This is a genomic window from Rhodococcus sp. 14-2470-1a (assembly GCF_002259425.1).
GTDB lineage: Bacteria > Actinomycetota > Actinomycetes > Mycobacteriales > Mycobacteriaceae > Rhodococcoides > Rhodococcoides fascians_E.
The window spans coordinates 369,799-390,747 of the sequence record NZ_NPFZ01000029.1 but is presented as its reverse complement, the minus strand read 5'-3'; the positions used below and the strand labels follow the sequence as shown (position 1 = coordinate 390,747).

Below are 20,949 nucleotides of genomic sequence, written 5' to 3'. Positions count from 1 at the left end.
GTCGCATGACGATGTGGAAGGACCGCCCGCGTACCGCGCTGCTCGTCGTCGACGTTCAGGTCGACGTAATGGCGGCGTCGATCGATTCCGACACCGTGGTGGGTCGCATCGTCGACTTGGTGGAGAAGGCACGCTTCGCTGGTGCGCCGGTGGTGTGGGTTCAGCACTCGGCCGACGACCTCGTCGTGGGATCTCCGGGCTGGGAGTACGTGCCACAGTTGAGACGGGACGCGTCCGAACCCGTGATTCACAAAACGTACGGCGACTCGTTCGAGGACACCGATCTCGACGCCGTCCTCGCGACGTCGGCCGTCGGCAGGATCGTCGTCGCGGGCGCCCAGACGGACTTCTGCATCAGAAGCACACTGCACGGCGCGCTCACCCGCGGTTACGACACCGTTCTGGTCGGTGACGCGCACACCACGGAGGATTTGACCGAGTGGGGTGCGCCGAGCCCGGAACAGGTGATCGCACACACCAATCTGTACTGGGACAACCAGCGCGCCCCGGGAAGGAAAGCCGGAACGGTTTCGACCGACGAGATCGACTTCGGCCGGTAGAGCAGCGCTAGGCTCTGCCGAGGTGCCGGGCTCGAGGAGGACACATGGACATGAAGTTGGAACTGATCCCTATCGCGGTGAGCGACGTCGATCGAGCCAAAGCGTTCTACGTGGACAAGCTCGGGTTCGTCGCCGACGTGGATGTCACTCCCGCGGAGGGTGTTCGCGTGGTTCAGCTGACCCCTCCCGGGTCGGCATGTTCGATCAGCATGGGAACCGGGCTCGGTGCGTACTCGATGCCTCCCGGTTCGACCAAAGGGCTGCATCTGGTCGTCGCGGACATCGAGGCATCGCGGGCCGAGTTGGAACACCGCGGCGTTCGGGTCGACGACGTCCAGGATGTGGGGGGCGGGGTGAAGTACGCGGCATTCGCCGATCCCGACGACAACACGTGGACACTGCAGGAGATGGCGTGGCGCACCGGGGACGCGTTCTAGACGCCCGAGCCACGCCTGCGCTCCATCTCAGCCTGCGTAGCTGGAAATCTGAATCAGGTTGCCGCAGGTGTCGTCGAACGTCGCGACGGTGACCGGGCCCATGTCGGTGGGCTTCTGCGTGAACACGACGCCGAGGCCGACAAGACGCTCGTATTCGGCGCGGACGTCGTCGACGGCGAAAGACGTGGCAGGAATGCCGTCGGCCATCAGGGCGTCGCGGAATGGCTTCACCGCGGGGTGTTCCGCAGGTTCGAGGCCGAGTTCGGGGCCGTCTTCGTTGCCTGGACCGACCAACGTCAGCCACTTGTGTTCGCCCAGCGGAATGGCGTGCTTGACGACGAATCCCAATATGTCGGTGTAGAACGCAAGCGCTTTGTCCTGGTCGGACACCATGAGGCTGGTGATGTAGATCTTCATGATTTCTCCTGTTCTCCGGCGACCGGCCATCGGTCGCCTATCGAGCGAAGCGGTGACGTGTCGAGATAGTGAAACTTGTAGCGGCCCTTGCGTTCCGAGCGAATCAATCCGGCGGCCTCCAACACGTCCAGATGCTGGGACACCGCCTGCCTGGACAACGAAAACCCGTGGATCGAGATGAGTCGGGTGCACAACTCGAACAGCGTCTGCTCGTCGCGGAGCACCAATTCGTCCAGAATCACTCGACGGGTGGCATCAGACAACGCCTTGAACAGTTCGGGAGTCCCCGAGTCCTCGGGCATGGGAAAACAATAGGCAAGTACGCGCTTGCATGTCAATGCGTACCGTCGACTTCATGCCCGATGGCCCCGAGCGCACCGAAGACGGTCGATACGTCGTGATCAACGGTCGCCGATGGAGGGCGACCGACCCGGCAATTCCGGAGGACCGAGCCGCGGAGCTACGGTCGATACTCATGGCGTGGCGTCGAGACGTGAAGGCAACGGGCGGCGCCCCGGAGTCACGGGCAGGAGTCCAGGCCTCCAAGGTTGCGCTCGGCGAACGCGGCACACCCTGGTGGGACCAAACCGACGACGAGCGTCGCCGACGCTGGGAGACCCCGGTCCCCCGCCCCGGCGACGACACCTGACCGCCGACTCCGCGGAGCCGATCACCACGATCGAGGAATGACTGCACGCGGTGCGGGGTATGCGGCCGGGCATGTCGAGAACCGAACTTCCCGAAACCACCCCCGCTCGCACGGTTGCCCGCTACTCGCTGGCGGGCATCCTCGTCTTCGCCGGCGTCAGCCACCTGTTCTGGGCCCGCGACACCTTCCGCGCGCAGGTGCCCAAATCGATCCCCCTCGACGAGGACGGCGTCGTGATGGCGTCGGGGGGTGTCGAGATCATGCTCGGCGCCGGTCTTGCCGTCGTGCAGAAGGATCGAGTCCTGCTGGGTCGCCTCGTCGCAGCGTTCTTCGTCGCGATCTTTCCCGGCAACATCGCCCAGTTCGTCAACAAGCGTGATGGTTTCGGCCTGGACTCGGACGGAAAGCGTTTCGTCCGGTTGCTGTTCCAACCGCTGCTCGTCCTGTGGGTGCTGTGGTCGACAGGCAAGCCGCGCTCGTGATCGAACCTGTCAACCGGTGATGTGTGACCTCATGCGATCGAATGCCTGTCCCAGTGACGCGACGTCTTCGGTTGTCAGGCGATCGAACATCAACTCCCGCACGGCAGCGACGTGTCCCGGGCTGGCGTCGGCGAGCTTTGCCATCCCCGCGTCGGTGAGTTCGGCCGACATCCCACGCTTGTCGTCGTCGCATTTGACTCGGTGCACCCAACCGGCGTCCACGAGCCTCGTGGTTGCGCGCGTGACGCCGCTGCGGGTGGTGGTCACGGCGTCGGCGAGTTCGCTCATGCGCAGCCTGCCACCGGGCGCCTCGGACAGCACGACCAGTAATTCGTAGTCGGCGAACGAGATGCCCGATTCATGAGTCAATTGCCCGTCGAGCGCGCGCACCAGCAGGCGGGTCGCGTCGAGATAGGCACGCCATGTGTGCTGCTCGGAGTTATCGAGCCACCGTGTGGACGTCATGCGGTGAGCTTACCTATTTGATTGATTCGGAAACTACTTACCGGCCCGTCGCAGTACTTCCCAGAAGTAGGACACATGCTGCGCCATGTCGAGCTCCGGGTCGAACATCCAGTGCGTCTGCAGTCCGTCGATCATGGCGAACATCATGATCGCGATGCGCTCGGCGTCGAGATCCGACGGTAGTTCACCGGACGCTTGCATGCGCTCGACCTCGGCAGCAAGCCCGGCGCGAGACAACCGGTAGCGCTCACGGAAGAACTCGTGGGACGGGTGATCCTTCTCGGCCGCCTCGGAGGCGAATCGCGAGTACAGCTGCACCAGGCCCGGCACCTCCGCATTGTGCTCGACCAATTCGACCAAGGAATCCTCGCCGGGGTCACCGAGCGCGCGGTCGACGTCCACCTCGTCGCGTCGCCGCAGAATCGCGGTGAACAGCACTTCCTTGGTACCGAAATAGTGGAGCAGACCGGCCTGACTCAGTCCGACGGCGTCCGCCAGTTCTCGCACGGTGGCCTTGCTGTAGCCATCGCGCGCGACGATCTCGAGGGCCGTCGTCAGGATTTCCTCCCGCTTGGCCACCCCTTTCGAGTACGCACCTCGTCGAGCCACGAGGAGAACTGTACGGCGGGTCCGTTGCAGACCAAAACCGAGCGACGTACTGTTTTGGTATCACTTCCTTTCGACGACGAGGCGAGCCATGGACCAGAACACCGAGATCACCGACATGTCGCTTGCCGACAAGATTGCGCTGGGAAGCGGAGCGGACTTCTGGACCACCCGCGCTGCCGGATCCGTGCCGTCGCTGATGCTGACCGACGGCCCACACGGCGTCCGAAAGCAGACCGGGGCGACGGATCACCTCGGACTTGCCGGCAGCGCCCCTGCAACATGTTTTCCGCCCGCTGTGGGACTGGGCCAGTCCTGGGACCCCGAACTGGTCGGTCGCGTCGGCGAGGCCCTCGGCGTCGAAGCCCGCGCCCTCGATGTCGACGTGCTTCTCGGCCCCGGCGTGAACATCAAGCGAGACCCCCGCTGCGGCAGGAACTTCGAGTACCTCTCCGAGGACCCTGTCGTGGCAGGTGTCCTGGGTGCGGCGTGGGTGAGCGGTCTGCAGAGAACCGGCGTAGGGGCGTCGCTGAAGCACTTCGCGCTGAACAACACCGAGCACGATCGAATGCGGTCGAGCTCGGACGTCGATGCGCGGCCGCTCCGCGAGATCTACCTGAACGCTTTCTCCCACATCGTGCGCACCGCGAACCCGTGGACGGTGATGTGCTCGTACAACAAGATCAACGGCGTCTACGCCTCCGAAAACACGTGGCTGCTGACGGACGTGTTGCGCGGTGAGTGGGGTTTCGACGGCGTCGTCGTCAGCGACTGGGGTGCCGTCGCCGACCGTCCGACGTCGGTTGCGGCCGGTCTGGACCTCGAAATGCCCGGCCGCGGCGGCGCAACCGATGCACAGGTCGAGTCGGCCGTGAAGTCCGGCGCAGTTCCGATGGCTGCAGTCGACCGCGCAGCCGAGGCCGTCGCCCGACTCGCAGGACGCGTGCGCCGCAATGACGGAGCCACCGCGCCCGACCTCGATGCTCATCATGCCCTGGCACGCGAAGTAGCTGCTCGGAGCGTCGTTCTGCTGAAGAACGACCGCGACGTTCTCCCTCTGCGACCCGATCACCGGATAGCCGTGATCGGCGAGTTCGCACAGGAGCCGCGTTATCAAGGCGGTGGCAGCTCGCACGTCAATCCCACCCACCTCGACGTGCCAGTCGACGAAATCCGGCGGCACGCATCGTCCGTCACATACCACCAAGGCTTCACGACGACCGACAACCCACCGCATGCCGACGCTTCACTGCATGCCGACGCGGTCGCTGCTGCCGCCGACGCGGACGTGGCCGTGGTGTTCGTCGGACTCGGCGCACGTCAGGAGTCCGAGGGATTCGACCGCGAAGACATCGACATCCCCGACGATCAGCTGGACCTGATCACAGCCATCGCGCGGACGCAGCCGAGAACCGTCGTCGTACTGTCCCACGGCGGTGTTCTTCGCCTGCAGCCGATTTCGACGATCGTCCCTGCGATCCTCGACGGCGCCCTACTCGGCCAGGCAGCAGGCGGCGCTCTCGCGGATGTACTGTTCGGCGTCGTCAATCCGTCGGGCCGGTTGACCGAGACGGTCCCGGAGAGAATCCAGGACGTGCCGGCCTATCTGAACTTCCCGGGCGAGAATTCACACGTCCGCTACGGGGAAGGCATCTTCGTCGGGTATCGCTGGTACGACGCCCGCGAGATCGAGGTGACCTATCCGTTCGGACACGGATTGTCCTACACCGAGTTTCGATACTCCGATCTCGACGTGTCCGTGACGGACTCCGGCGTTACCGTGTCGGTCACCGTCACGAACTCCGGTTCCCGGTCCGGCCGCGACGTCGTTCAGGTCTACGTGGGCAAGCCCGATTCGACGCTCGTTCGAGCGCCCCGCGAGCTGAAAGGGTTCGCCGTCACCTCCGAGCTGGATGCAGGTGCCGACGAGCGCGTCGAGGTTCACCTCGACAGATCCGCGCTCGCCTACTGGGAAACTCGAACGGACCGATGGGCCGTCGAGGACGGTGACTACACCGTCGACGTCGGCGCGTCGAGTCGCGATATCCGCGCGTCGGCAACGGTGGCAATTTCCGGCGATTCCGTCGAGATCCCGCTGACCATGAACTCGACTCTCGGAGAAGCACTCGCCGACCCGCGGACCGCTCCCGCCCTGGCCGACATGTTCCCTTCCGCACCATCGGGTTCCGACGACGCACTGGGCGTCGACATGGTGCGCATGATGGCGTCGATCCCGTTGAACCGACTCGTCGGATTCGGAATGGCACCGGAGGTGTTGAACGGAATCGTCGAATCGGACCGATGAGACGGATGCCACCCCTGCTGGCAGGTAGGGCGAACCCCCACCAGCGCGCAGGGTATCTGGCGGCCAGCCGCGACGACATCGTCGGCCCGGGAGACGAGAGTTTCGTTAAGAACACACCGTTCTCTCGTCTTCCGGAAGGCACCATCATGGCCAGCACTCCCACGGTTGTACTGATTCACGGCGCTTTCGCAGATGCGTCGAGCTGGACACCGGTCACACGACGGTTGATCGACAAGGGCTACCGCGTTCTCGTGCCCGCGGTGCCGAACCGCAGCCTCCTCGGAGACTCCGCGTACATCCGATCCATCGTCGAGTCGATCGAGGGACCCGTCCTCCTGGCCGGGCACTCGTACGGCGGCGCTGTCATCACGGTGGCGGGCGCCGCAGACAACGTCGTCGGCCTGATCTACGTGTCGGGTTACGCCCTCGAGGAGGGTGAATCTCTCGGTGAGCTGCAGGGGAGGTTCCCCGACTCCGACCTCGCTGCCAATCTCGTCTACACACCCTTCCCCGTCGCGGGCTCCGAGGACGGTACCGACGTCTCGGTGAAGATCGACTCGTTTCACGAGGTCTTCGCCGCCGGCATTCCGCCGGAGACTGCCGAAGTACTCGCAGTGTCTCAACGACCTTTGGCAGCAGCGGCATTCGGTGAAGCGGCGCCCGTCGCAGCGTGGAAGACCAAGCCGGGCTGGGGAATCGTGAGCAGCAACGACCGCACCATCAACCCCGATGTGGAGCGTTTCGGTTACGAACGTGCGGGGCTGCGCTCCGTCGTCGAGATCGGTGCACCTCACCTGGTCATGATTGCCGAGCCGGCCGCGGTCGTGTCCGTCATCGAGGAGGCACTGGCCGCCGTCACCGCGCCTGTGGTCTGACCCCGGCTCGGTCACGACTCGTCGAGGCGCCCCAGCAGGTCGACGGCGGCGCGGGTGTACTCCCCTATCCACCGGTCCGAGATTCGCTTGATCGGCAGCGGCGCCAATGCGAGGTGGCGCTCGCGGCCGATCTTGCGACCGGTCACGAGTTCGGCGGATTCGAGGACTCGCAGGTGCTGCAGCGCTGTCGTCCGGTCGATGTCGGGAAACAGCGCACACAGTTCGCCCGTGCTACGGGGAGCTTCTTTCAGGGCGTCCAGCATACGTCGACGTAGCGGCGATGCAAGCGCTTTGAACACGCGGTCGTCGTCGTCACCCTTGTGCCCGGAAGCCGTCATGTTGTAAAAATACAACATGTCCGAGAATCTGACCGAACTGTCCTTCACCGTGTCGGGACGAATTTCCCGACCCGTCGCCGATGTCTACGAGGCCGTCGCCGACCCCGAGCAGCTGTCGAGGTACTTCACCACCGGAGGTGCACGCGGGCGGCTCGACGCGGGCACCGAGGTGACCTGGGATTTCCACGACTTTCCCGGCGCGTTCCCCGTTCAGGTGATCGACGCCGATCCACCCAACCGGATCGTGATCAGGTGGGACGGCGAAGGTACGTCCTCCGACGACGGGAGCACCACGACGACCTTCGAGTTCGAGCCGCTCGATGACGACACCAGGACACTCGTGACGATCACGGAGTCCTCGTGGAGGCCGACGCCTGCCGGTGCGAAGAGCGCGTTCGGCAACTGCCAGGGCTGGACGGGAATGCTCGCTGCCCTCAAGGTGTGGGTGGAGCACGGAATCAACCTACGCGACGGGTTCTACAAGTAGAGCAGCATAATTGGGCCCATGAGCCAAAGACAGAACATCTCGTCCGGGTCCGAGTGGGAACCCAAGATCGGGTACAGCCGCGCAGTCCGGATCGGCAACCACATTGCGGTGTCCGGCACCACAGGTCAGGGAGCAACCGCGGCCGAGCAGGCCCGAGCCGCACTCGAGACCATCGAACGCGCGCTCGTGGAGGCGGGTGGTTCGCTGCAGGACGTCATCCGCACCCGCATCTACCTGACCGATGTGTCGCTGTGGCAGGAAGTCGCCGCAGTCCACGGCGAGATCTTCGCCTCGATTCGTCCGGCGTCGACGCTTCTCGGAGTCGGCGCACTCATCGACGAAGCACTGTTCGTGGAGATCGAAGCCGACGCGATCGTGTCCTGACACCACCCCGACTCCGAGCCCGCGCAGGGTGTCCCGGTAGAAGTCCGGGGCACCCTGACGTGCATCCGGGCCTTCCGAATCACTGCCGCTCGGCGGACATGTCGCCTGTCTGCGGCGTGCCGTCGAGTCGCCCGTACTGGAGGTAGGTGACGCCGTTGTCCGTGGCCTCCGGCGGAGCCAGCAACTCGAGGTTGGTGGGGACCGCACCACCGTCGAACACCTTCTTGCCCACTCCGAGAACTATGGGATACAGCCACAGATCGATGCGGTCGAAGAGCTTCTCGCGCACCAGCGTCTGCACGAAGTTCAGGCTCCCGACGACCTTGATGTCCTGGTGCCGATTCTTGATCTCCCCTATCGCCGACGCCAGGTCGGAGCCCAGGTGCGTGGCACCGTTCCACGACAGATCGGGCGTGCCGCGCGACGCCACGTACTTGGGGACGCGGTTGAACAATGTCGCGATCGAATCGTCTTGACCACCTTCCTGGTGCGGCCAGTACGCGGCGAAGATGTCGTACGTTCGACGCCCGAGCAGTAACGCGTCGGTTCCCTCGTACGCAGCCTGCACCTGAGCTCCGGTGAGTTCGTGCATGAGAGGTGCTTGCCATCCTCCGAAGGGAAACCCGGTGGGATCCTCTTCGGGGCCTCCCGGCGCCCCCGCCACGAGGTCGAGCGTTGCGAACAGTTCCAGCCGTATCGTGCCCATGTTCTTTCTCCTTCGAGGTCGTCTGCAGTACCGACCGTCGTGTCGCTCGAAATTCATCGCTGCCGTCTTGTTCGCGTCAGAACTCGGTTCGGTCCCGTAAAGGATCCGTAAGGATCCGTTCCGCGGCGCACACACGGCAGTAGACATGCAGTCGACCGGAAGGCACTGGGCCGCCGGAACGCTACGAAAAAGAGGGCGAAGAAATTCATGGCTGATCTCGGCTACCTCGTGGTCATGGCCGGCGGATTCGGTGTGTGCGCATTGATCCTGAAGGCCATCGCCTCGAACGGGGTGTCCAAATGACACTCGACGGCGCAATCAGCGTGATCCTGCTGGTGATCGCGGCCGCAACGATCGTGTACCTGTTCGTTGCACTCGTCGATCCCGAAAGGTTCTGACGGCGATGAACTCTGCTCTGGCTTCTGCCCTTCAGATCGGCGTCGTGGCAGTCGTACTCGCGGCCGCCTACGTCCCGCTGGGCGACTACATGGCGAAAGTGTTCGCGCACGACAGCGACCGAGCACCGGACGTCGCCTCCGCCTCGGGTGGGACGGCGACCGTGGTGCGGTCACCGGCGATGGCGGACCTCCGCGTCGAGACCTGGATCTACCGGTTGTGTCGGATCGATTCACGGTCGCAGCAGACCTGGATCGGGTACTCGTTGTCCGTTCTGGGATTCTCGATTGCGAGTGCGTTCTTTCTCTATGTGCTGCAACGAGTTCAGGGCGTGCTCCCGCTGAACGGTGGCCTACCCGGCGTCAGTCCCTCGGTTGCGTTCAACACGGCGATATCGTTCGTGGCCAACACGAACTGGCAGTCCTACGTGCCGGAGACGACGATGTCGAACTTCACTCAGCCCGTAGGACTTGCCGTGCAGAACTTCGTGTCGGCGGCCGTCGGGCTTTCGGTGGCCATCGCAGTTGTCCGTGGATTCGTCCGCGTACGGACGGGCGGTGAACTCGGCAACTTCTGGGTCGACCTCGTACGCGGTTCACTTCGCATCCTGCTCCCTTTGTCCTTCGTAGTCGCCCTGATCCTGTTGACCCAGGGCGTTGTGCAGTCCTTCGCCAGCAGTTTCGCGTCCACCGGACTCGACGGGTCGACGGCCGGTAATGCGCTGGCTCCTGCCGCATCGCAGGAAGCCATCAAGGAGCTCGGTACCAACGGTGGCGGCATCTTCGCCGCCAACTCGGCGCATCCGTTCGAGAATCCGACGCCGTTGTCCAACGTCGTACAGATCATCTCCATCTTGCTCGTCCCGGTGGCATTGACCCGGACGTTCGGAACCATGGTCGGCGATCGAAAGCAAGGCCTGACACTGCTCGCCGTGGTGACAGTTCTCTTCGGCGCCCTGCTCGCGGTGACCGCTGCTGCAGAATCGGGCGCACGCGGTGTGGCTGCCCAAGCCGCCGGAGTGATGCTCGAAGGCAAGGAAGTTCGTTTCGGCATCCCTGGATCCACGTTGTTCGCCGTGGCGACCACCGGTACGTCCACCGGCGCGGTCAATTCCGCACACGACAGCATGTCCCCACTGGGCGGCGGTGCGGTGCTACTGAACATGCTGCTGGGTGAAATCGCCCCGGGCGGTGTGGGAACCGGCTTGTACGGCCTACTCGTCCTCGCCGTCATCGCAGTCTTCGTCGGCGGTCTGCTCGTCGGCCGAACACCCGAGTATCTCGGTAAGAAGATCGGCCAACGCCAGATAACCCTCGCCGCACTGTCGGTGCTCGTCATGCCCGCGTTGGTTCTCACCGGTACGGCGATCACCGTGATCCTGTCGTCCACCACCGGTTTTCAGGGCAACGCCGGTGAACCGGGCACTCCCGGCTCCATCCACGGTTTCACGGAGGTGCTCTACGCGTTCGCCTCCGCTGCCAACAACAACGGCAGCGCTTTCGGTGGGCTCACCGTCACGAGCGACTGGTTCCAGACATCGCTCGGCGTCGCGATGCTGCTCGGTCGCTTCCTCCCGATCATTTTCGTCCTGGCACTCGCCGGATCACTCGTCACCCAGCGGCGCAGCGCACCGAATCCTGGAACCCTGCCCACCACCGGTCCGTTGTTCTCGGTCCTGGTACTGGGAACCGTGGTTCTCGTTGCGGCACTGACATTCTTCCCGGCCCTCGCTCTGGGCCCGATAGCAGAGGCATTGCAATGACCATCACCACCTCCCCGCTCCTCGCAGACGAATCCGACGTCGACGAGTCACCGTCACCGGTCAGGTCGGGATATTTCAGTCCACGTCAGTTGTGGACTTCGCTGCCGAACGCCGCGGCCAAACTCGATCCCCGGCATCTCGCACGCAACCCCGTGATGTTCGTCGTCTTCGTCGGATCGGTGGTCTGCACGGTCCTCGCCGTGCTGTCCCCGTCGGTGTTCGCGTGGCTCGTCGCGGCATGGTTGTGGTTCACCCTCCTGTTCGCGAACCTCGCCGAGTCCGTCGCCGAGGGGCGCGGAAAAGCACAGGCCGCCAGCCTGAGAGCCGTCAAACGCGACACCGTCGCCAAGCGTCGGGCAACCGACGGAAGAATCGAGGAAGTTCCGGGTACGGACCTGCGCGTCGGGGATCACGTGGTCGTCTCCGCAGGAGAGGTCATCCCAGGCGACGGCGACGTCATCGAGGGAATCGCGACGGTCGACGAGTCCGCCATCACCGGCGAATCCGCACCCGTAGTACGTGAATCGGGCGGCGACCGGTCCGCGGTCACCGGTGGCACCACAGTTCTCTCGGATCGTATCGTCGTCGAGATCACGTCCGCGCAGGGCGAGACGTTCGTGGATCGGATGATCGCTCTCGTCGAGGGCGCCTCGAGGCAGAAGACCCCGAACGAGATCGCGCTCGACATCCTGCTGGCGTCCCTGACGATCATCTTCCTTCTCGCCGTCGTCGCGATCGGCCCCATGGGCGCGTACGCGGGTGAGGCGCAGGATCCCGTCAAACTGATCGCGCTGCTCGTCTGCCTGATCCCGACGACCATCGGCGCCCTGCTGTCGGCAATCGGGATTGCCGGGATGGACCGGTTGGTCCAGCGCAACGTGCTGGCCATGTCCGGGCGCGCCGTCGAGGCAGCAGGCGACATAGACACTCTGTTGATGGACAAGACCGGCACGATCACCTACGGAAACCGCCGCGCCACCGGGCTCCATCCGATTCCAGGCGTCACGGCCGACGAATTGGCTGCGGCCGCCCGGTTGTCCTCCCTCGCGGACGGAACGCCGGAGGGGCGCAGCATCGTGGATCTGTGCGCGCTCGATTTCGGATTGCCCCTGCACCCGACCGAATCGGAGAAGTCAGCGGAGTTCGTCCCGTTCACCGCACAGACGCGAATGAGCGGAATCGACCTGGACGGCACTCGAATCCGCAAGGGGGCGGCGGATTCCGTCCTCGCGTGGGTCGACTCTTACGTGCGTGGAAATGTAGGCCCTGGCCTACATTTCCACGCACAGGAGACCGTCACCTCGATCGCGGAGATGGGCGGCACTCCCCTGGTCGTCGCCTCCGCCGGACAGGACGACTCAGCGCGTGTCCTCGGCGTGATCGAGTTGTCGGATGTGGTCAAGCCTCGAATCGCGGAACGTTTCGCGCAACTACGCGCAATGGGAATCCGCACGGTCATGGTCACCGGCGACAACCCGAAGACCGCCAAAGCAATTGCCGCACAGGCCGGGGTGGACGACTTCCTGGCCGAGGCCACCCCCGAGGACAAGCTGGAACTGATTCGCCGCGAACAGCAGGGTGGTCGTCTCGTGGCCATGACGGGTGACGGGACCAACGACGCTCCTGCCTTGGCGCAGGCGGACGTCGGCGTCGCCATGAACACCGGCACATCGGCCGCGAAAGAAGCCGGCAACATGGTCGATCTCGACTCCGATCCCACGAAACTCATCGAGGTCGTCGAGATCGGAAAACAGCTGCTGATCACGCGGGGAGCGCTGACGACCTTCTCGCTCGCCAACGATCTCGCGAAGTACTTCGCCATCCTGCCGGCACTGTTCAGCGTGGTGTATCCGCAACTCGGCACGCTGAACATCATGGGGCTGGCAACGCCGGAATCGGCCATTCTGTCGGCGGTGATCTTCAATGCACTCGTCATCATCGGGTTGATCCCCCTGTCGCTGAAGGGCGTTCGTTACGTGCCGTCCAACGCGGGGACGTTGCTTCGGCGGAACCTTCTCGTCTACGGAGTCGGTGGTGTGATCACCCCGTTCATCGGTATCTGGCTCATCGATCTCGTCGTTCGTTTCATCCCAGGGATAGGCTGACATGCGCTTCGTTCAAAGGTTCTTCGGTCAGATCGTCGCCGGACTCGCCGTCCTGTTGACACTCACGGTGATTCTGGGCGTCGGGTACCCGGCCGCGGTGTGGGCGGTGAGCAGGCTCGGATCGGACTCCGCGGAAGGGTCGCCGTTGACCGACAGCACCGGCTGCGTGGTCGGCAGCAGCTTGATCGGCGTGGATCCTCGAGTCGAGGACGGCATGCCGGATCCGTTCTTCCACACCCGGGTCACCGGATCGGTGGCCGACGAGGACGCGTTCGCACCGGGTGATCCCGCCGCCGCACTTCCCTCGAACCAGGGACCGAGCAGCGAGACGCTTGCCGATTTCGTCGAGCAGCGACGCGTGCAGGTCGCCGAACGTGAGAACGTCGACCCGGATCAGGTTCCGGCCGACGCAGTGACCGGATCCGGATCCGGCATCGATCCACACATCAGCCCCGCCTACGCGGCAATCCAGATCGCCCGAGTCGCGGAGGTGAACGGGCTGAGTCAGGACACGGTGAGGTCCCTCGTCGACGAGTACACCTCGGGACGCCAACTCGGTTTCCTCGGCAACGAGCGAGTCGACGTGCCGGAGCTCAACGTCGCGCTGGGTCTGACCGCCCCCGGCTGCAGCTGATGTCCCCCGACGCCCGCGGTGAACTGCGCATCTATCTGGGCGCCGCTCCTGGCGTCGGGAAGACCTTCGCGATGCTCGGCGAAGCGCATCGCAGGAAGGAACGCGGATGCGATGTCGTTGCGGCCGTGGTGGAAACCCACGGCCGCGCGCGCACCGCAGCCCTGCTCGAGGGAATCGAGATAGTCCCGATGCGCACCGTGGACTATCGCGGTAGCAAAGCGCTGGACATCGACGTCGACGCCGTCATCGCGCGTGGACCTGGTCTGGTCCTCGTCGACGAGCTCGCGCACACCAACACCCCCGGCAGCCGAAACGGCAAACGCTGGATGGATGTCGAGGACTTGCTTGCCGCCGGGATCGATGTGGTGTCGACTCTCAACGTCCAACATCTCGAGAGTCTCAACGACGTCGTCGAACACATCACCGGCGTCCCGCAGCGCGAGACCGTCCCCGATTCGGTGGTCCGAGCCGCGGATCAGATCGAACTGGTGGACGTCACTCCCGAAGCACTGCGACGCCGCCTGTCGCACGGGAACATCTACGCCGCCGACAAGATCGACGCAGCACTGAGCAACTACTTTCGGCAGGGCAACCTCACTGCGCTGCGGGAACTCGCCCTTCTGTGGATTGCCGATCAGGTCGATGCGGCCCTGGCCAAATATCGAACGGCACACCGGATAACCGAGACGTGGGAGGCGCGCGAGCGGGTCGTCGTGTCGGTCACCGGTGGACCCGAATCGGAGACGCTGGTGCGTCGGGCGCGGCGTATCGCATCGAAGTCGTCCGCGGATCTGATGGTGCTGCACGTCATTCGAGGCGATGGGCTCAGCGGAGTGTCGGCGCCGCAGATGGGTAAGGTCCGCGCACTGGCCGAGCGTCTCGGAGCCAGCATGCACAGTGTCGTCGGCGACGATGTTCCTGTCACCCTGCTGGAGTTCGCCCGCGGCGTGAACGCAACCCAGTTGGTGATCGGAACGTCGAGACGCTCTCGGTGGGCCCGCATTCTCGACGAGGGTATCGGTGCTGCCGTGATCCAGAAGTCGGGGAAGATCGACGTCCACATGGTCACGCACGACGAGGTCAGCCGCGGGTGGCGTCTGTCCCGACTGATCAGACCCGATCCGACGCACCGGCGGATTATCTCCTGGGCGGCAGCCGTCGTCGTCCCGTTCCTGTCGGCGCTGGCGATGTTGCTCGTGGACCCCTATCTCGACCTCGGCGGCGAGAGTGCCTTGTTCTTCATGGTGGTTCTTGCAGTCGCATTGCTCGGTGGAGTTGCCGCAGCGGCGCTGTCGGCACTGATAGCCGGGTTGCTTCTCAATTTTTTCTTCGCCGACCCCCGCTACAGTTTCACCATCGCCGAACCGGACAATTTCGTCACGACGGTGGTGCTGCTGATCATGGCCGTCGCCGTCGCCTTCCTGGTCGATGTCGCCGCGCGCCGTGCCGCGCGGGCGAAACGTGCATCTCAGGAGGCCGAGCTGTTGACACTGTTCGCAGGCACGGTTCTGCGCGGCGGCGACCTGCACGCCTTGCTGGAGCGAGTCCGTGAAACCTATTCGCAGCGTGCAGTATCGATCATTCGACGGTCGGGCGACGTCGTCGAATCCGTCGGTAGCGACGCGCCCATCGACGCCCCCTCGGCCGACACCGCGATCGAGACGCCGGACGCCGATTTCGCGTTGCTGTTGGCCGGATCGAAAACCGGTGCACACGATCGACGAGTACTCGCAGCGGTCGCGAACCAGGCGGCGGGACTCATCCGTCAAGCCGAACTGGCCGAGGAAGCGAGCACAGCATCGGTTGTGGCGGAGGGTGACCGCTTGCGGCGGGCCCTCCTGTCATCCGTCAGCCACGACCTTCGAACTCCCCTCGCCGCTGTCAAGGCGTCGGTCTCCAGCCTGCGCAGCACCGACGTCGAATTCTCCGCCGACGACACCGCTGAGTTGCTCGCGACGATCGACGAGTCCACCGACACGTTGACCGCTCTCGTCGGGAACCTGCTCGATTCGTCTCGCCTCGCCGCCGGTGTCGTTCGGCCCACGCTGTCGACCGTTCGGGTCGAGGACGCGGTGCGAGCAGCGTGCGACTCCACTACGCGAGGCACACCCGACCTCGTCGTCGACGTCGGTGACACCACCGTCGCGGTCGACCCGATTCTGCTCGAACGGGTACTGGCCAATCTCGTCGACAACGCAGCCAGGCACGCCGCCGACACCACGATCCGGATCGGCGCCGCTACCGTCGGCGACCGCACGATCATCACTGTCGCCGACTGTGGCCCGGGGATCACGCTCGGCTCGAAAGACGCTGTCTTCGAGCCGTTTCAGCGCCTCGGCGACACCGACAACACCACCGGCATCGGCCTCGGACTGTCCGTGGTCCGCGGTTTCGTCGACGCGATGGGCGGGTCGGTCTCGGTGTCGGACACCCCCGGCGGCGGTGTCACGATGACGGTGGAGCTGGCGTCGTCCATCTCACCGACATCCGACACCTGATCAGCCCGAGTTGGCGGTGCGGCTCAGTCGCTCAACGGCCGGAGCCATTCGGCCTCGAGGTCGCCCTCGACGAGTTCGGGGAGCGCACCGAAATAGGCTTGCATGAACGGTTGCTGGAGGTGGCGGGCGATATCTGCCCCGGTCGACCATCGCTCGTAGAACGCGAACGCACCCGGCTGCGCCGGCGTGGTGTGCACCGAGTACTGCTCGTATCCTTGTTCGGCGCGTACGGCGGGAACGATCGAACGGATGAGGCGTGCGAGTGCCTCTTCTTTTCCTGCCTTGGCGCGAGCGAAACCGTACACCGCGACAGGCGTGGTCGAATTCAGTACGTCGTTGGGAACGAGGCCATCGGGAACCGTGTTGTCGTGTGTGCTCATCAGACTTCTCTCATCCAGGTCGCGGGCTGTGTGCTCGCGGCTGTGATCCACGCTAGAACCGCAACGACGACGCATCGATGGCTGAAACTCCCCGAAAAATACCCGAATGAACCACTCGAACAATCGTTATGAGCATTTCGGTGGACCGTTGCTAGTCTCGACAGGTGGATGTTCTCTCCGAGATGTTGTCGGTCTCGTCGGTACGGGGCAGTGCAGGCGCTCGGATCACCGCCGCAGGCGAATGGGGTGTGGAGTGGACGGGAGACCGTGATGCCGTCGTGTATGCAGTCACCGCCGGGATCGCTTACCTGATCGTCGACGGTGACACACCCCGCATGTTGATGCCTGGCGACGTCGTAGTGCTCGCCCAGGGCTCGGGTCACACGCTCGCCAGTGCACCGTCGGCTCCGGTGCACTCCTGCGACAATGCGGCCGCGGTCGATGCCAGGCTCCGCGGCGCGGCCCTCGCGCTCGGGGACGGCGGCGCTCGGACCCACATCCTGGGAGCCTCGTACAGTTACGATTTCGCGGCTCCCGTTCCCGTTTTCGCGGTTCTACCTCCCGTACTTCATCTCTCTGCGCCGCAACTCGACGCGAGTGCGTCCGATATCGTCACCATCCTCGGCAGGGAGCTTGCCGCACCTGGACCCGCCACGGATCTGTTGCTGGACCGTCTGGTCGACGTCCTCCTGGTGGAAGTCATGCGAGCCTGGCTCTCGACCGACACGGAACTGTCGGCGTCCTGGTGGGGCGTTCTTCGTGACCCGTTGCTCTACTCGGCAGTCAGCAAGATCCACGAGGAGCCCGGCCGTCCGTGGACCACGGAGTCGCTGGCGCGCGAAGTGTCGACGTCGAAACAGACTTTGATGCGGCGATTCGCCGTCTTCACCGGAACCACTCCCGGCAAGTACATGACCGACTGGCGTATGAATCTTGCAGCCCGACGGCTACGCGATACCGACGACTCCCTCGACACGATCGCAACCGATCTCGGGTACGCCAGCGAATTCGCTTTCAGTCGTGCCTTTCGCCGCGAACGACAGATCCCGCCCGGACGATACCGCTCACGATCGCGGGACGTCGGGAGCCGTTCTCGGACGCGACCGTCGTCGACAGCGGAACCGGCGCCGTCCATTGCGCCGACATCCGACACCTGATCAATCCAGGACGGAACGCAGCGCTGCCGCGAATTCGACGGGCCTGCCGGTCTGGCCGAACTCGCCGCCACAGAACCCCTGGTGTCCGCCGGGGAACACGACGGCGTCGCGGCCCAGCAGCGCAGCAACGGCATATCCAGCGCGACCGGCTAATTCACCGTCGACCGGACCGCCGGATTCCTCACCGACGGCGACGACGATGCGGGTACCGGACGCCTTCAACGCGTCTACGTCGGGCGCGAAATCCACAACGCCACCGCGCATGTTGGACATCAACGGGTCGTTGCGCGATCCATCGTCGTCCGTCGGCAGGCCGAACTGCGATGGATCCGGCGCCGGTCGATCGAGGTAGTCATGGTCGACCTCACCGCGGTGCATCACCAGCATGATGAATGCAGCCATCGCGGGGCCGGAGCCCTGCGCGTCGTAGATGGAGACCATGTCCTCGCAGACGGCGCGGATGTGGTCGCGGTCCGGCAGCGTCGCACCGGCCGGTGGTTCGTGTGCGACGAGCGTTCGAACGAGTCCGGGGTGGGCAGCCACGAATGCCAGCGCATTCACCGCTCCCCCACTGGTCGCGAAGACATCGACCGTGTCCGAGCCCAGTTCGAACAGGAGCGCGCGGAGATCGTCCGCGTGCTGAGCGGCTGTCACTGCGGCGGTGTCGTCCTCGCATGTACTGCGACCGGTGTTGCGGGGATCGTAGGTGACCACCACCCTGTCGGTGAAGTGCGACGCCAGGGTTCCGAATCCGCTTGCGTCCATAGGTGAACCGATCAACAGAAGCGGTACCGCGTCTTCGCTCGACGAACCGACGACGTCGTACGTCAGAGTTGCACCGGACAAGGTGAAAGTGTGAGTTGTCATGCTCGTGTCGACCGCGCTGGGCATGAAAACTCATCGCGGCGCCTCACGAGTCGGCTCCGAGCCTGCTGCCGACCATCTCGACGATCTCCGACGCCGCCGACCCCGTGTCGAAGGTGGGGTCCTCCAGGAATTCGTCGACGACCGCGTCGATCATCCCTCCCGCGAGGATCGCCAGTGTGCGCTCGTCCCGTCCCGGTCCCCGGTCGTCACCCCTGGCCTCGGACAACAGTCCCGCAAGGGGACGCCAGCGCTCCTGCCTCTCGTGTCGGGACGCGCCGTTGTTCGCAGCTGCCAGTCCGGCCTGCACCATGGTTCGTGCGTGATCTGGATGATCCGCCAGGTATCCGATCATCGCGCGCACGTATGCCTCGGGGCGTTCCGGTGGCGGCGACGCGTCGACGTGCTCGCCGACGTGTGTGACCAGCGCGGTCAGAACATGCTGATATGCGGCCGTGAGCACCGCATCCTTGGTGTTGAAGTGGTACACCACCGTGCCCTTGACGACCCCCGCGGCATCGGCGATCCGCGCCAACGACGCGGCGGCATATCCGTGTTCGGCGACCAGTGAGACAGCTGCGGCGATGATCTGCGCACGCCGTTCGCGCTCGATTCTGGTCGGTCCATCGGCCCCTGACATACGCGCAGACATGACGTAAGGTTACCGACATCGACCAATTTTTGACCATAAGGTCAAGAAATGAGAGGTAGTCATGGACGATCCATCGCCAACCCGCCCCAGGAGAAGGCGTCGAGCATGGGTGATTGCGGCACTCGTCGTGGCGGTAACGGTGACCGCGGGCGCATTCGCCCTCCGCACCCCCGGCCCCGTCGGTCATTGGAACTCCAAGGACAAGCACGAGAAGTTCGTGGCCGATTACCAACGCGCCTGGGAGGACATGCCGACGCCTGACCGAACCCTGGACGTACGAACGGAATTCGGATTCGTTCGTGTCTACCGCTTCGACGGCACCGGACCGACCAGGACGGAGCACCCGTTCGTGCTGCTTCCCGGTAGATCGTCACCCAGCCCTATCTGGGCCACGAACATGCCCTCGCTGCTCGCACTCGGTGACGTGTACGCACTGGACCTGCTGGGCGAACCGGGAATGAGTGTGCAAGAGGTCCCGATCGAGAACGACGACGACAACGCGGCCTGGCTCGACCAGACTCTCGAACAACTCCCCGAGGACGAATTCAACCTACTGGGCCTGTCCATCGGCGGATGGGCCGCGACCAACCTGGCAACCCATTACCCCGACCGTGTTGCCTCCCTGATGCTGATCGACCCGGCGTACACGTTCGCCACCATCCCGCTCGGGACGGCGGTTCGAGCCATCCCGGCATCTGTCTCGTGGCTACCCAAGTCCTGGCGGGATTCGTTCGCCTCGTACACAGCCGGCGGCGCACCTGTCGAGGACAACGCCGTGGCTCGGATGATCGAAACCGCCATGAGCGCCTACTCGATCAAGCTGCCGCAACCGTCGCTGATCCCCGAGAGCGACCTGGAAGGCCTCCGAATGCCTGTCCTCGCGATACTCGCCGGACGATCGGTCATGCACGACGCCTCCGACGCCGAGGAGGTCGCGCGACGTGCACTCGGCAACGGCACCGTCGTCGTCTACCCGGAGGCGTCGCACGCCGTCGGCTCCGAGGAGGCCGACCGGATCGCCGACGAGATCAGCCGATTCCTCTCGTCCTGAACCTGTATCCGGCACTGCCTCAACAGGAGTCGACATGCAGCCGGTGTGCACCGCAGGTCAAGCACTGGAACAGGTAGCCCGACAGATCACCTTCGACTTCCAGATACTTCCTCACGACGTCGGACTCGAAACCGGTTCCACCGTCGACATCGGCGGCGAAGTCCACGGAGTAGAACGAATCCTGGTACTTCAGGTCACTCGGTCGACCGCACGCATCGCACTCTCCCTGCCATCGACGCAGGAACACAACCCGCGACGAAATTCACCCACCTGTTGTGCGTTGCGCAGGTCTGCGTACGCACAACAGGTGGGTGAATGTGCGCCCTCGACAGCAGAAAACCCCCACCCAGGAACTGGATGGGGGTCTCGAGCTCCCCCGGCTGGACTCGAACCAGCAACCGTCCGATTACAGGTTTGATGCGGTTTCACCACTGCGTTTGGCGATGGCGTCATGACGTCTCAGGGGTTCGGAATCGACCAGGACGGATTGGCCCTCGCATACGCGGCGACCGGCATCGTCGAATGGGGTAGCGCCGACCCCGACGGGTGGCGGTCTGGCCGGCTCTCTCCGGACGAGGCCCGCGCACGGACAGATGCTTTGCATGCTTCGGTTCATGCGGCCGCTGATGCTGCCGAGACGGGTGGTGAGTGAACGTTGTCCATCGTCACAGCCATTTCGAATCAGGTTGGTGTTACCGGCACCATTGATAACAACCGGATGGTATCGACACGCCAACAA

Annotated in this window: 25 protein-coding genes; 16 read left to right on the top strand and 9 right to left on the bottom strand. The window is 64.5% G+C overall.

Features of this window, described 5'->3' with window-relative positions; all coding sequences use genetic code 11:
* Positions 1-5 precede the first annotated feature (5 nt).
* Together CH292_RS19600 and CH292_RS19595 are read left to right on the top strand one after the other, a co-directional pair.
* Positions 6-560 (top strand): isochorismatase family protein, encoded by a 555-nt coding sequence (locus CH292_RS19600; protein ID WP_019667446.1) that lies wholly within the window; start codon positions 6-8, stop codon positions 558-560.
* Positions 561-604: 44 nt separating this feature from the next.
* The gene (locus CH292_RS19595) at positions 605-997 is read left to right on the top strand and encodes a VOC family protein (protein WP_019667447.1); all 393 of its coding nucleotides are present in this window, start codon (positions 605-607) and stop codon (positions 995-997) included.
* Between the two features lie 27 nt (positions 998-1,024).
* Here the strand turns inward: CH292_RS19595 and CH292_RS19590 are convergent, their stop codons facing one another.
* Positions 1,025-1,414: a VOC family protein gene (locus CH292_RS19590; protein WP_019667448.1), complete on the bottom strand. Its 390-nt coding sequence runs from the start codon at positions 1,412-1,414 to the stop codon at positions 1,025-1,027.
* Complete coding sequence (locus tag CH292_RS19585; protein ID WP_019667449.1) at positions 1,411-1,716, bottom strand: helix-turn-helix transcriptional regulator; 306 nt, start codon at positions 1,714-1,716, stop codon at positions 1,411-1,413. The genes CH292_RS19590 and CH292_RS19585 overlap by 4 nt, the downstream gene beginning before the upstream one ends.
* A 53-nt stretch (positions 1,717-1,769) precedes the next feature.
* Between CH292_RS19585 and CH292_RS19580 the strand changes: the two genes are divergently transcribed.
* Together CH292_RS19580 and CH292_RS19575 are read left to right on the top strand one after the other, a co-directional pair.
* Positions 1,770-2,063, top strand: coding sequence for a hypothetical protein (locus tag CH292_RS19580; protein WP_026348192.1), 294 nt, complete (start codon positions 1,770-1,772; stop codon positions 2,061-2,063).
* Positions 2,064-2,122: 59 nt separating this feature from the next.
* Positions 2,123-2,545, top strand: a complete 423-nt coding sequence (locus CH292_RS19575; RefSeq protein WP_037141849.1) for a membrane protein — start codon at positions 2,123-2,125, stop codon at positions 2,543-2,545.
* Positions 2,546-2,554: 9 nt separating this feature from the next.
* On the opposite strand, the gene CH292_RS19570 is transcribed toward CH292_RS19575, so the two are convergent.
* Both CH292_RS19570 and CH292_RS19565 read right to left on the bottom strand, forming a co-directional pair.
* Positions 2,555-3,010, bottom strand: coding sequence for a MarR family winged helix-turn-helix transcriptional regulator (locus tag CH292_RS19570; protein WP_094655528.1), 456 nt, complete (start codon positions 3,008-3,010; stop codon positions 2,555-2,557).
* A gap of 33 nt (positions 3,011-3,043) precedes the next feature.
* Positions 3,044-3,619, bottom strand: a complete 576-nt coding sequence (locus CH292_RS19565; protein WP_230595657.1) for a TetR/AcrR family transcriptional regulator — start codon at positions 3,617-3,619, stop codon at positions 3,044-3,046.
* A gap of 88 nt (positions 3,620-3,707) precedes the next feature.
* On the opposite strand from CH292_RS19565, the gene CH292_RS19560 reads away from it, so the two are divergent.
* Together CH292_RS19560 and CH292_RS19555 are read left to right on the top strand one after the other, a co-directional pair.
* Positions 3,708-5,921 (top strand): glycoside hydrolase family 3 C-terminal domain-containing protein, encoded by a 2,214-nt coding sequence (locus tag CH292_RS19560; protein WP_019667454.1) that lies wholly within the window; start codon positions 3,708-3,710, stop codon positions 5,919-5,921.
* Complete coding sequence (locus CH292_RS19555) at positions 5,918-6,796, top strand: alpha/beta fold hydrolase (protein WP_256978321.1); 879 nt, start codon at positions 5,918-5,920, stop codon at positions 6,794-6,796. Before CH292_RS19560 ends, CH292_RS19555 begins: the two co-directional genes overlap by 4 nt.
* A gap of 11 nt (positions 6,797-6,807) precedes the next feature.
* On the opposite strand, the gene CH292_RS19550 is transcribed toward CH292_RS19555, so the two are convergent.
* Entirely contained in the window at positions 6,808-7,134 is a 327-nt protein-coding gene (locus CH292_RS19550) for a helix-turn-helix transcriptional regulator (RefSeq protein ID WP_026348194.1), read from the bottom strand.
* 16 nt (positions 7,135-7,150) lie between these two features.
* Here CH292_RS19550 and CH292_RS19545 point away from each other — a divergent pair, with 16 nt between their 5' ends.
* Entirely contained in the window at positions 7,151-7,621 is a 471-nt protein-coding gene (locus CH292_RS19545; RefSeq protein ID WP_019667457.1) for an SRPBCC family protein, read from the top strand.
* An 18-nt stretch (positions 7,622-7,639) separates the two neighbouring features.
* Positions 7,640-8,005: a RidA family protein gene (locus CH292_RS19540; protein ID WP_019667458.1), complete on the top strand. Its 366-nt coding sequence runs from the start codon at positions 7,640-7,642 to the stop codon at positions 8,003-8,005.
* 79 nt (positions 8,006-8,084) lie between these two features.
* Here CH292_RS19540 and CH292_RS19535 read toward each other — a convergent pair whose 3' ends face one another.
* Entirely contained in the window at positions 8,085-8,711 is a 627-nt protein-coding gene (locus tag CH292_RS19535; protein WP_094626452.1) for a dihydrofolate reductase family protein, read from the bottom strand.
* A gap of 299 nt (positions 8,712-9,010) precedes the next feature.
* Here CH292_RS19535 and CH292_RS19530 point away from each other — a divergent pair, with 299 nt between their 5' ends.
* From CH292_RS19530 to CH292_RS19510, 5 genes are read left to right on the top strand one after another with little or no spacing between them, the layout of a single operon-like run.
* Positions 9,011-9,109, top strand: coding sequence for a potassium-transporting ATPase subunit F (locus CH292_RS19530; RefSeq protein ID WP_019667462.1), 99 nt, complete (start codon positions 9,011-9,013; stop codon positions 9,107-9,109).
* Between the two features lie 5 nt (positions 9,110-9,114).
* Positions 9,115-10,869 carry a potassium-transporting ATPase subunit KdpA gene (kdpA, locus tag CH292_RS19525; RefSeq protein ID WP_033190474.1) on the top strand — a complete coding sequence of 585 codons (1,755 nt, stop codon included), beginning with the start codon at positions 9,115-9,117 and terminating at the stop codon, positions 10,867-10,869.
* The gene (kdpB, locus tag CH292_RS19520) at positions 10,866-12,974 is read left to right on the top strand and encodes a potassium-transporting ATPase subunit KdpB (protein WP_094626451.1); all 2,109 of its coding nucleotides are present in this window, start codon (positions 10,866-10,868) and stop codon (positions 12,972-12,974) included. The genes kdpA and kdpB overlap by 4 nt, the downstream gene beginning before the upstream one ends.
* 1 nt (position 12,975) lies before the next feature.
* A complete protein-coding gene (locus CH292_RS19515; protein WP_094655526.1) occupies positions 12,976-13,608 on the top strand; it encodes a potassium-transporting ATPase subunit C in 633 nt (210 codons plus the stop codon).
* Positions 13,608-16,106 carry a sensor histidine kinase KdpD gene (locus CH292_RS19510; RefSeq protein ID WP_094655525.1) on the top strand — a complete coding sequence of 833 codons (2,499 nt, stop codon included), beginning with the start codon at positions 13,608-13,610 and terminating at the stop codon, positions 16,104-16,106. Before CH292_RS19515 ends, CH292_RS19510 begins: the two co-directional genes overlap by 1 nt.
* A 23-nt stretch (positions 16,107-16,129) precedes the next feature.
* Here CH292_RS19510 and CH292_RS19505 read toward each other — a convergent pair whose 3' ends face one another.
* Positions 16,130-16,486, bottom strand: coding sequence for a putative quinol monooxygenase (locus tag CH292_RS19505; RefSeq protein ID WP_230594138.1), 357 nt, complete (start codon positions 16,484-16,486; stop codon positions 16,130-16,132).
* A gap of 164 nt (positions 16,487-16,650) precedes the next feature.
* Between CH292_RS19505 and CH292_RS19500 the strand changes: the two genes are divergently transcribed.
* Complete coding sequence (locus CH292_RS19500) at positions 16,651-17,643, top strand: AraC family transcriptional regulator (RefSeq protein WP_094655524.1); 993 nt, start codon at positions 16,651-16,653, stop codon at positions 17,641-17,643.
* Here CH292_RS19500 and CH292_RS19495 read toward each other — a convergent pair whose 3' ends face one another.
* Together CH292_RS19495 and CH292_RS19490 are read right to left on the bottom strand one after the other, a co-directional pair.
* Complete coding sequence (locus CH292_RS19495; RefSeq protein ID WP_094655523.1) at positions 17,644-18,534, bottom strand: alpha/beta fold hydrolase; 891 nt, start codon at positions 18,532-18,534, stop codon at positions 17,644-17,646. It lies immediately after the preceding gene.
* Between the two features lie 19 nt (positions 18,535-18,553).
* Positions 18,554-19,159, bottom strand: coding sequence for a TetR/AcrR family transcriptional regulator (locus CH292_RS19490; RefSeq protein ID WP_231383831.1), 606 nt, complete (start codon positions 19,157-19,159; stop codon positions 18,554-18,556).
* Between the two features lie 109 nt (positions 19,160-19,268).
* On the opposite strand from CH292_RS19490, the gene CH292_RS19485 reads away from it, so the two are divergent.
* Both CH292_RS19485 and CH292_RS19475 read left to right on the top strand, forming a co-directional pair.
* A complete protein-coding gene (locus CH292_RS19485; protein ID WP_094655522.1) occupies positions 19,269-20,210 on the top strand; it encodes an alpha/beta fold hydrolase in 942 nt (313 codons plus the stop codon).
* Positions 20,211-20,661: 451 nt separating this feature from the next.
* Positions 20,662-20,862 carry a hypothetical protein gene (locus tag CH292_RS19475; protein WP_094655520.1) on the top strand — a complete coding sequence of 67 codons (201 nt, stop codon included), beginning with the start codon at positions 20,662-20,664 and terminating at the stop codon, positions 20,860-20,862.
* The last annotated feature ends 87 nt before the right edge of the window (positions 20,863-20,949 follow it).

Coding starts and splice junctions, on each gene's coding strand:
- CH292_RS19600 (WP_019667446.1), top strand. CDS start 6: ATGACGATGTGGAAGGACCGCCCGCGTACCGCGCTGCTCGTCGTCGAC.
- CH292_RS19595 (WP_019667447.1), top strand. CDS start 605: ATGGACATGAAGTTGGAACTGATCCCTATCGCGGTGAGCGACGTCGAT.
- CH292_RS19590 (WP_019667448.1), bottom strand. CDS start 1,414: ATGAAGATCTACATCACCAGCCTCATGGTGTCCGACCAGGACAAAGCG.
- CH292_RS19585 (WP_019667449.1), bottom strand. CDS start 1,716: ATGCCCGAGGACTCGGGGACTCCCGAACTGTTCAAGGCGTTGTCTGAT.
- CH292_RS19580 (WP_026348192.1), top strand. CDS start 1,770: ATGCCCGATGGCCCCGAGCGCACCGAAGACGGTCGATACGTCGTGATC.
- CH292_RS19575 (WP_037141849.1), top strand. CDS start 2,123: ATGCGGCCGGGCATGTCGAGAACCGAACTTCCCGAAACCACCCCCGCT.
- CH292_RS19570 (WP_094655528.1), bottom strand. CDS start 3,010: ATGACGTCCACACGGTGGCTCGATAACTCCGAGCAGCACACATGGCGT.
- CH292_RS19560 (WP_019667454.1), top strand. CDS start 3,708: ATGGACCAGAACACCGAGATCACCGACATGTCGCTTGCCGACAAGATT.
- CH292_RS19555 (WP_256978321.1), top strand. CDS start 5,918: ATGAGACGGATGCCACCCCTGCTGGCAGGTAGGGCGAACCCCCACCAG.
- CH292_RS19550 (WP_026348194.1), bottom strand. CDS start 7,134: ATGACGGCTTCCGGGCACAAGGGTGACGACGACGACCGCGTGTTCAAA.
- CH292_RS19545 (WP_019667457.1), top strand. CDS start 7,151: ATGTCCGAGAATCTGACCGAACTGTCCTTCACCGTGTCGGGACGAATT.
- CH292_RS19540 (WP_019667458.1), top strand. CDS start 7,640: ATGAGCCAAAGACAGAACATCTCGTCCGGGTCCGAGTGGGAACCCAAG.
- CH292_RS19535 (WP_094626452.1), bottom strand. CDS start 8,711: ATGGGCACGATACGGCTGGAACTGTTCGCAACGCTCGACCTCGTGGCG.
- CH292_RS19530 (WP_019667462.1), top strand. CDS start 9,011: ATGACACTCGACGGCGCAATCAGCGTGATCCTGCTGGTGATCGCGGCC.
- kdpA (WP_033190474.1), top strand. CDS start 9,115: ATGAACTCTGCTCTGGCTTCTGCCCTTCAGATCGGCGTCGTGGCAGTC.
- kdpB (WP_094626451.1), top strand. CDS start 10,866: ATGACCATCACCACCTCCCCGCTCCTCGCAGACGAATCCGACGTCGAC.
- CH292_RS19515 (WP_094655526.1), top strand. CDS start 12,976: ATGCGCTTCGTTCAAAGGTTCTTCGGTCAGATCGTCGCCGGACTCGCC.
- CH292_RS19510 (WP_094655525.1), top strand. CDS start 13,608: ATGTCCCCCGACGCCCGCGGTGAACTGCGCATCTATCTGGGCGCCGCT.
- CH292_RS19505 (WP_230594138.1), bottom strand. CDS start 16,486: ATGAGCACACACGACAACACGGTTCCCGATGGCCTCGTTCCCAACGAC.
- CH292_RS19495 (WP_094655523.1), bottom strand. CDS start 18,534: ATGCCCAGCGCGGTCGACACGAGCATGACAACTCACACTTTCACCTTG.
- CH292_RS19490 (WP_231383831.1), bottom strand. CDS start 19,159: ATGTCTGCGCGTATGTCAGGGGCCGATGGACCGACCAGAATCGAGCGC.
- CH292_RS19475 (WP_094655520.1), top strand. CDS start 20,662: ATGACGTCTCAGGGGTTCGGAATCGACCAGGACGGATTGGCCCTCGCA.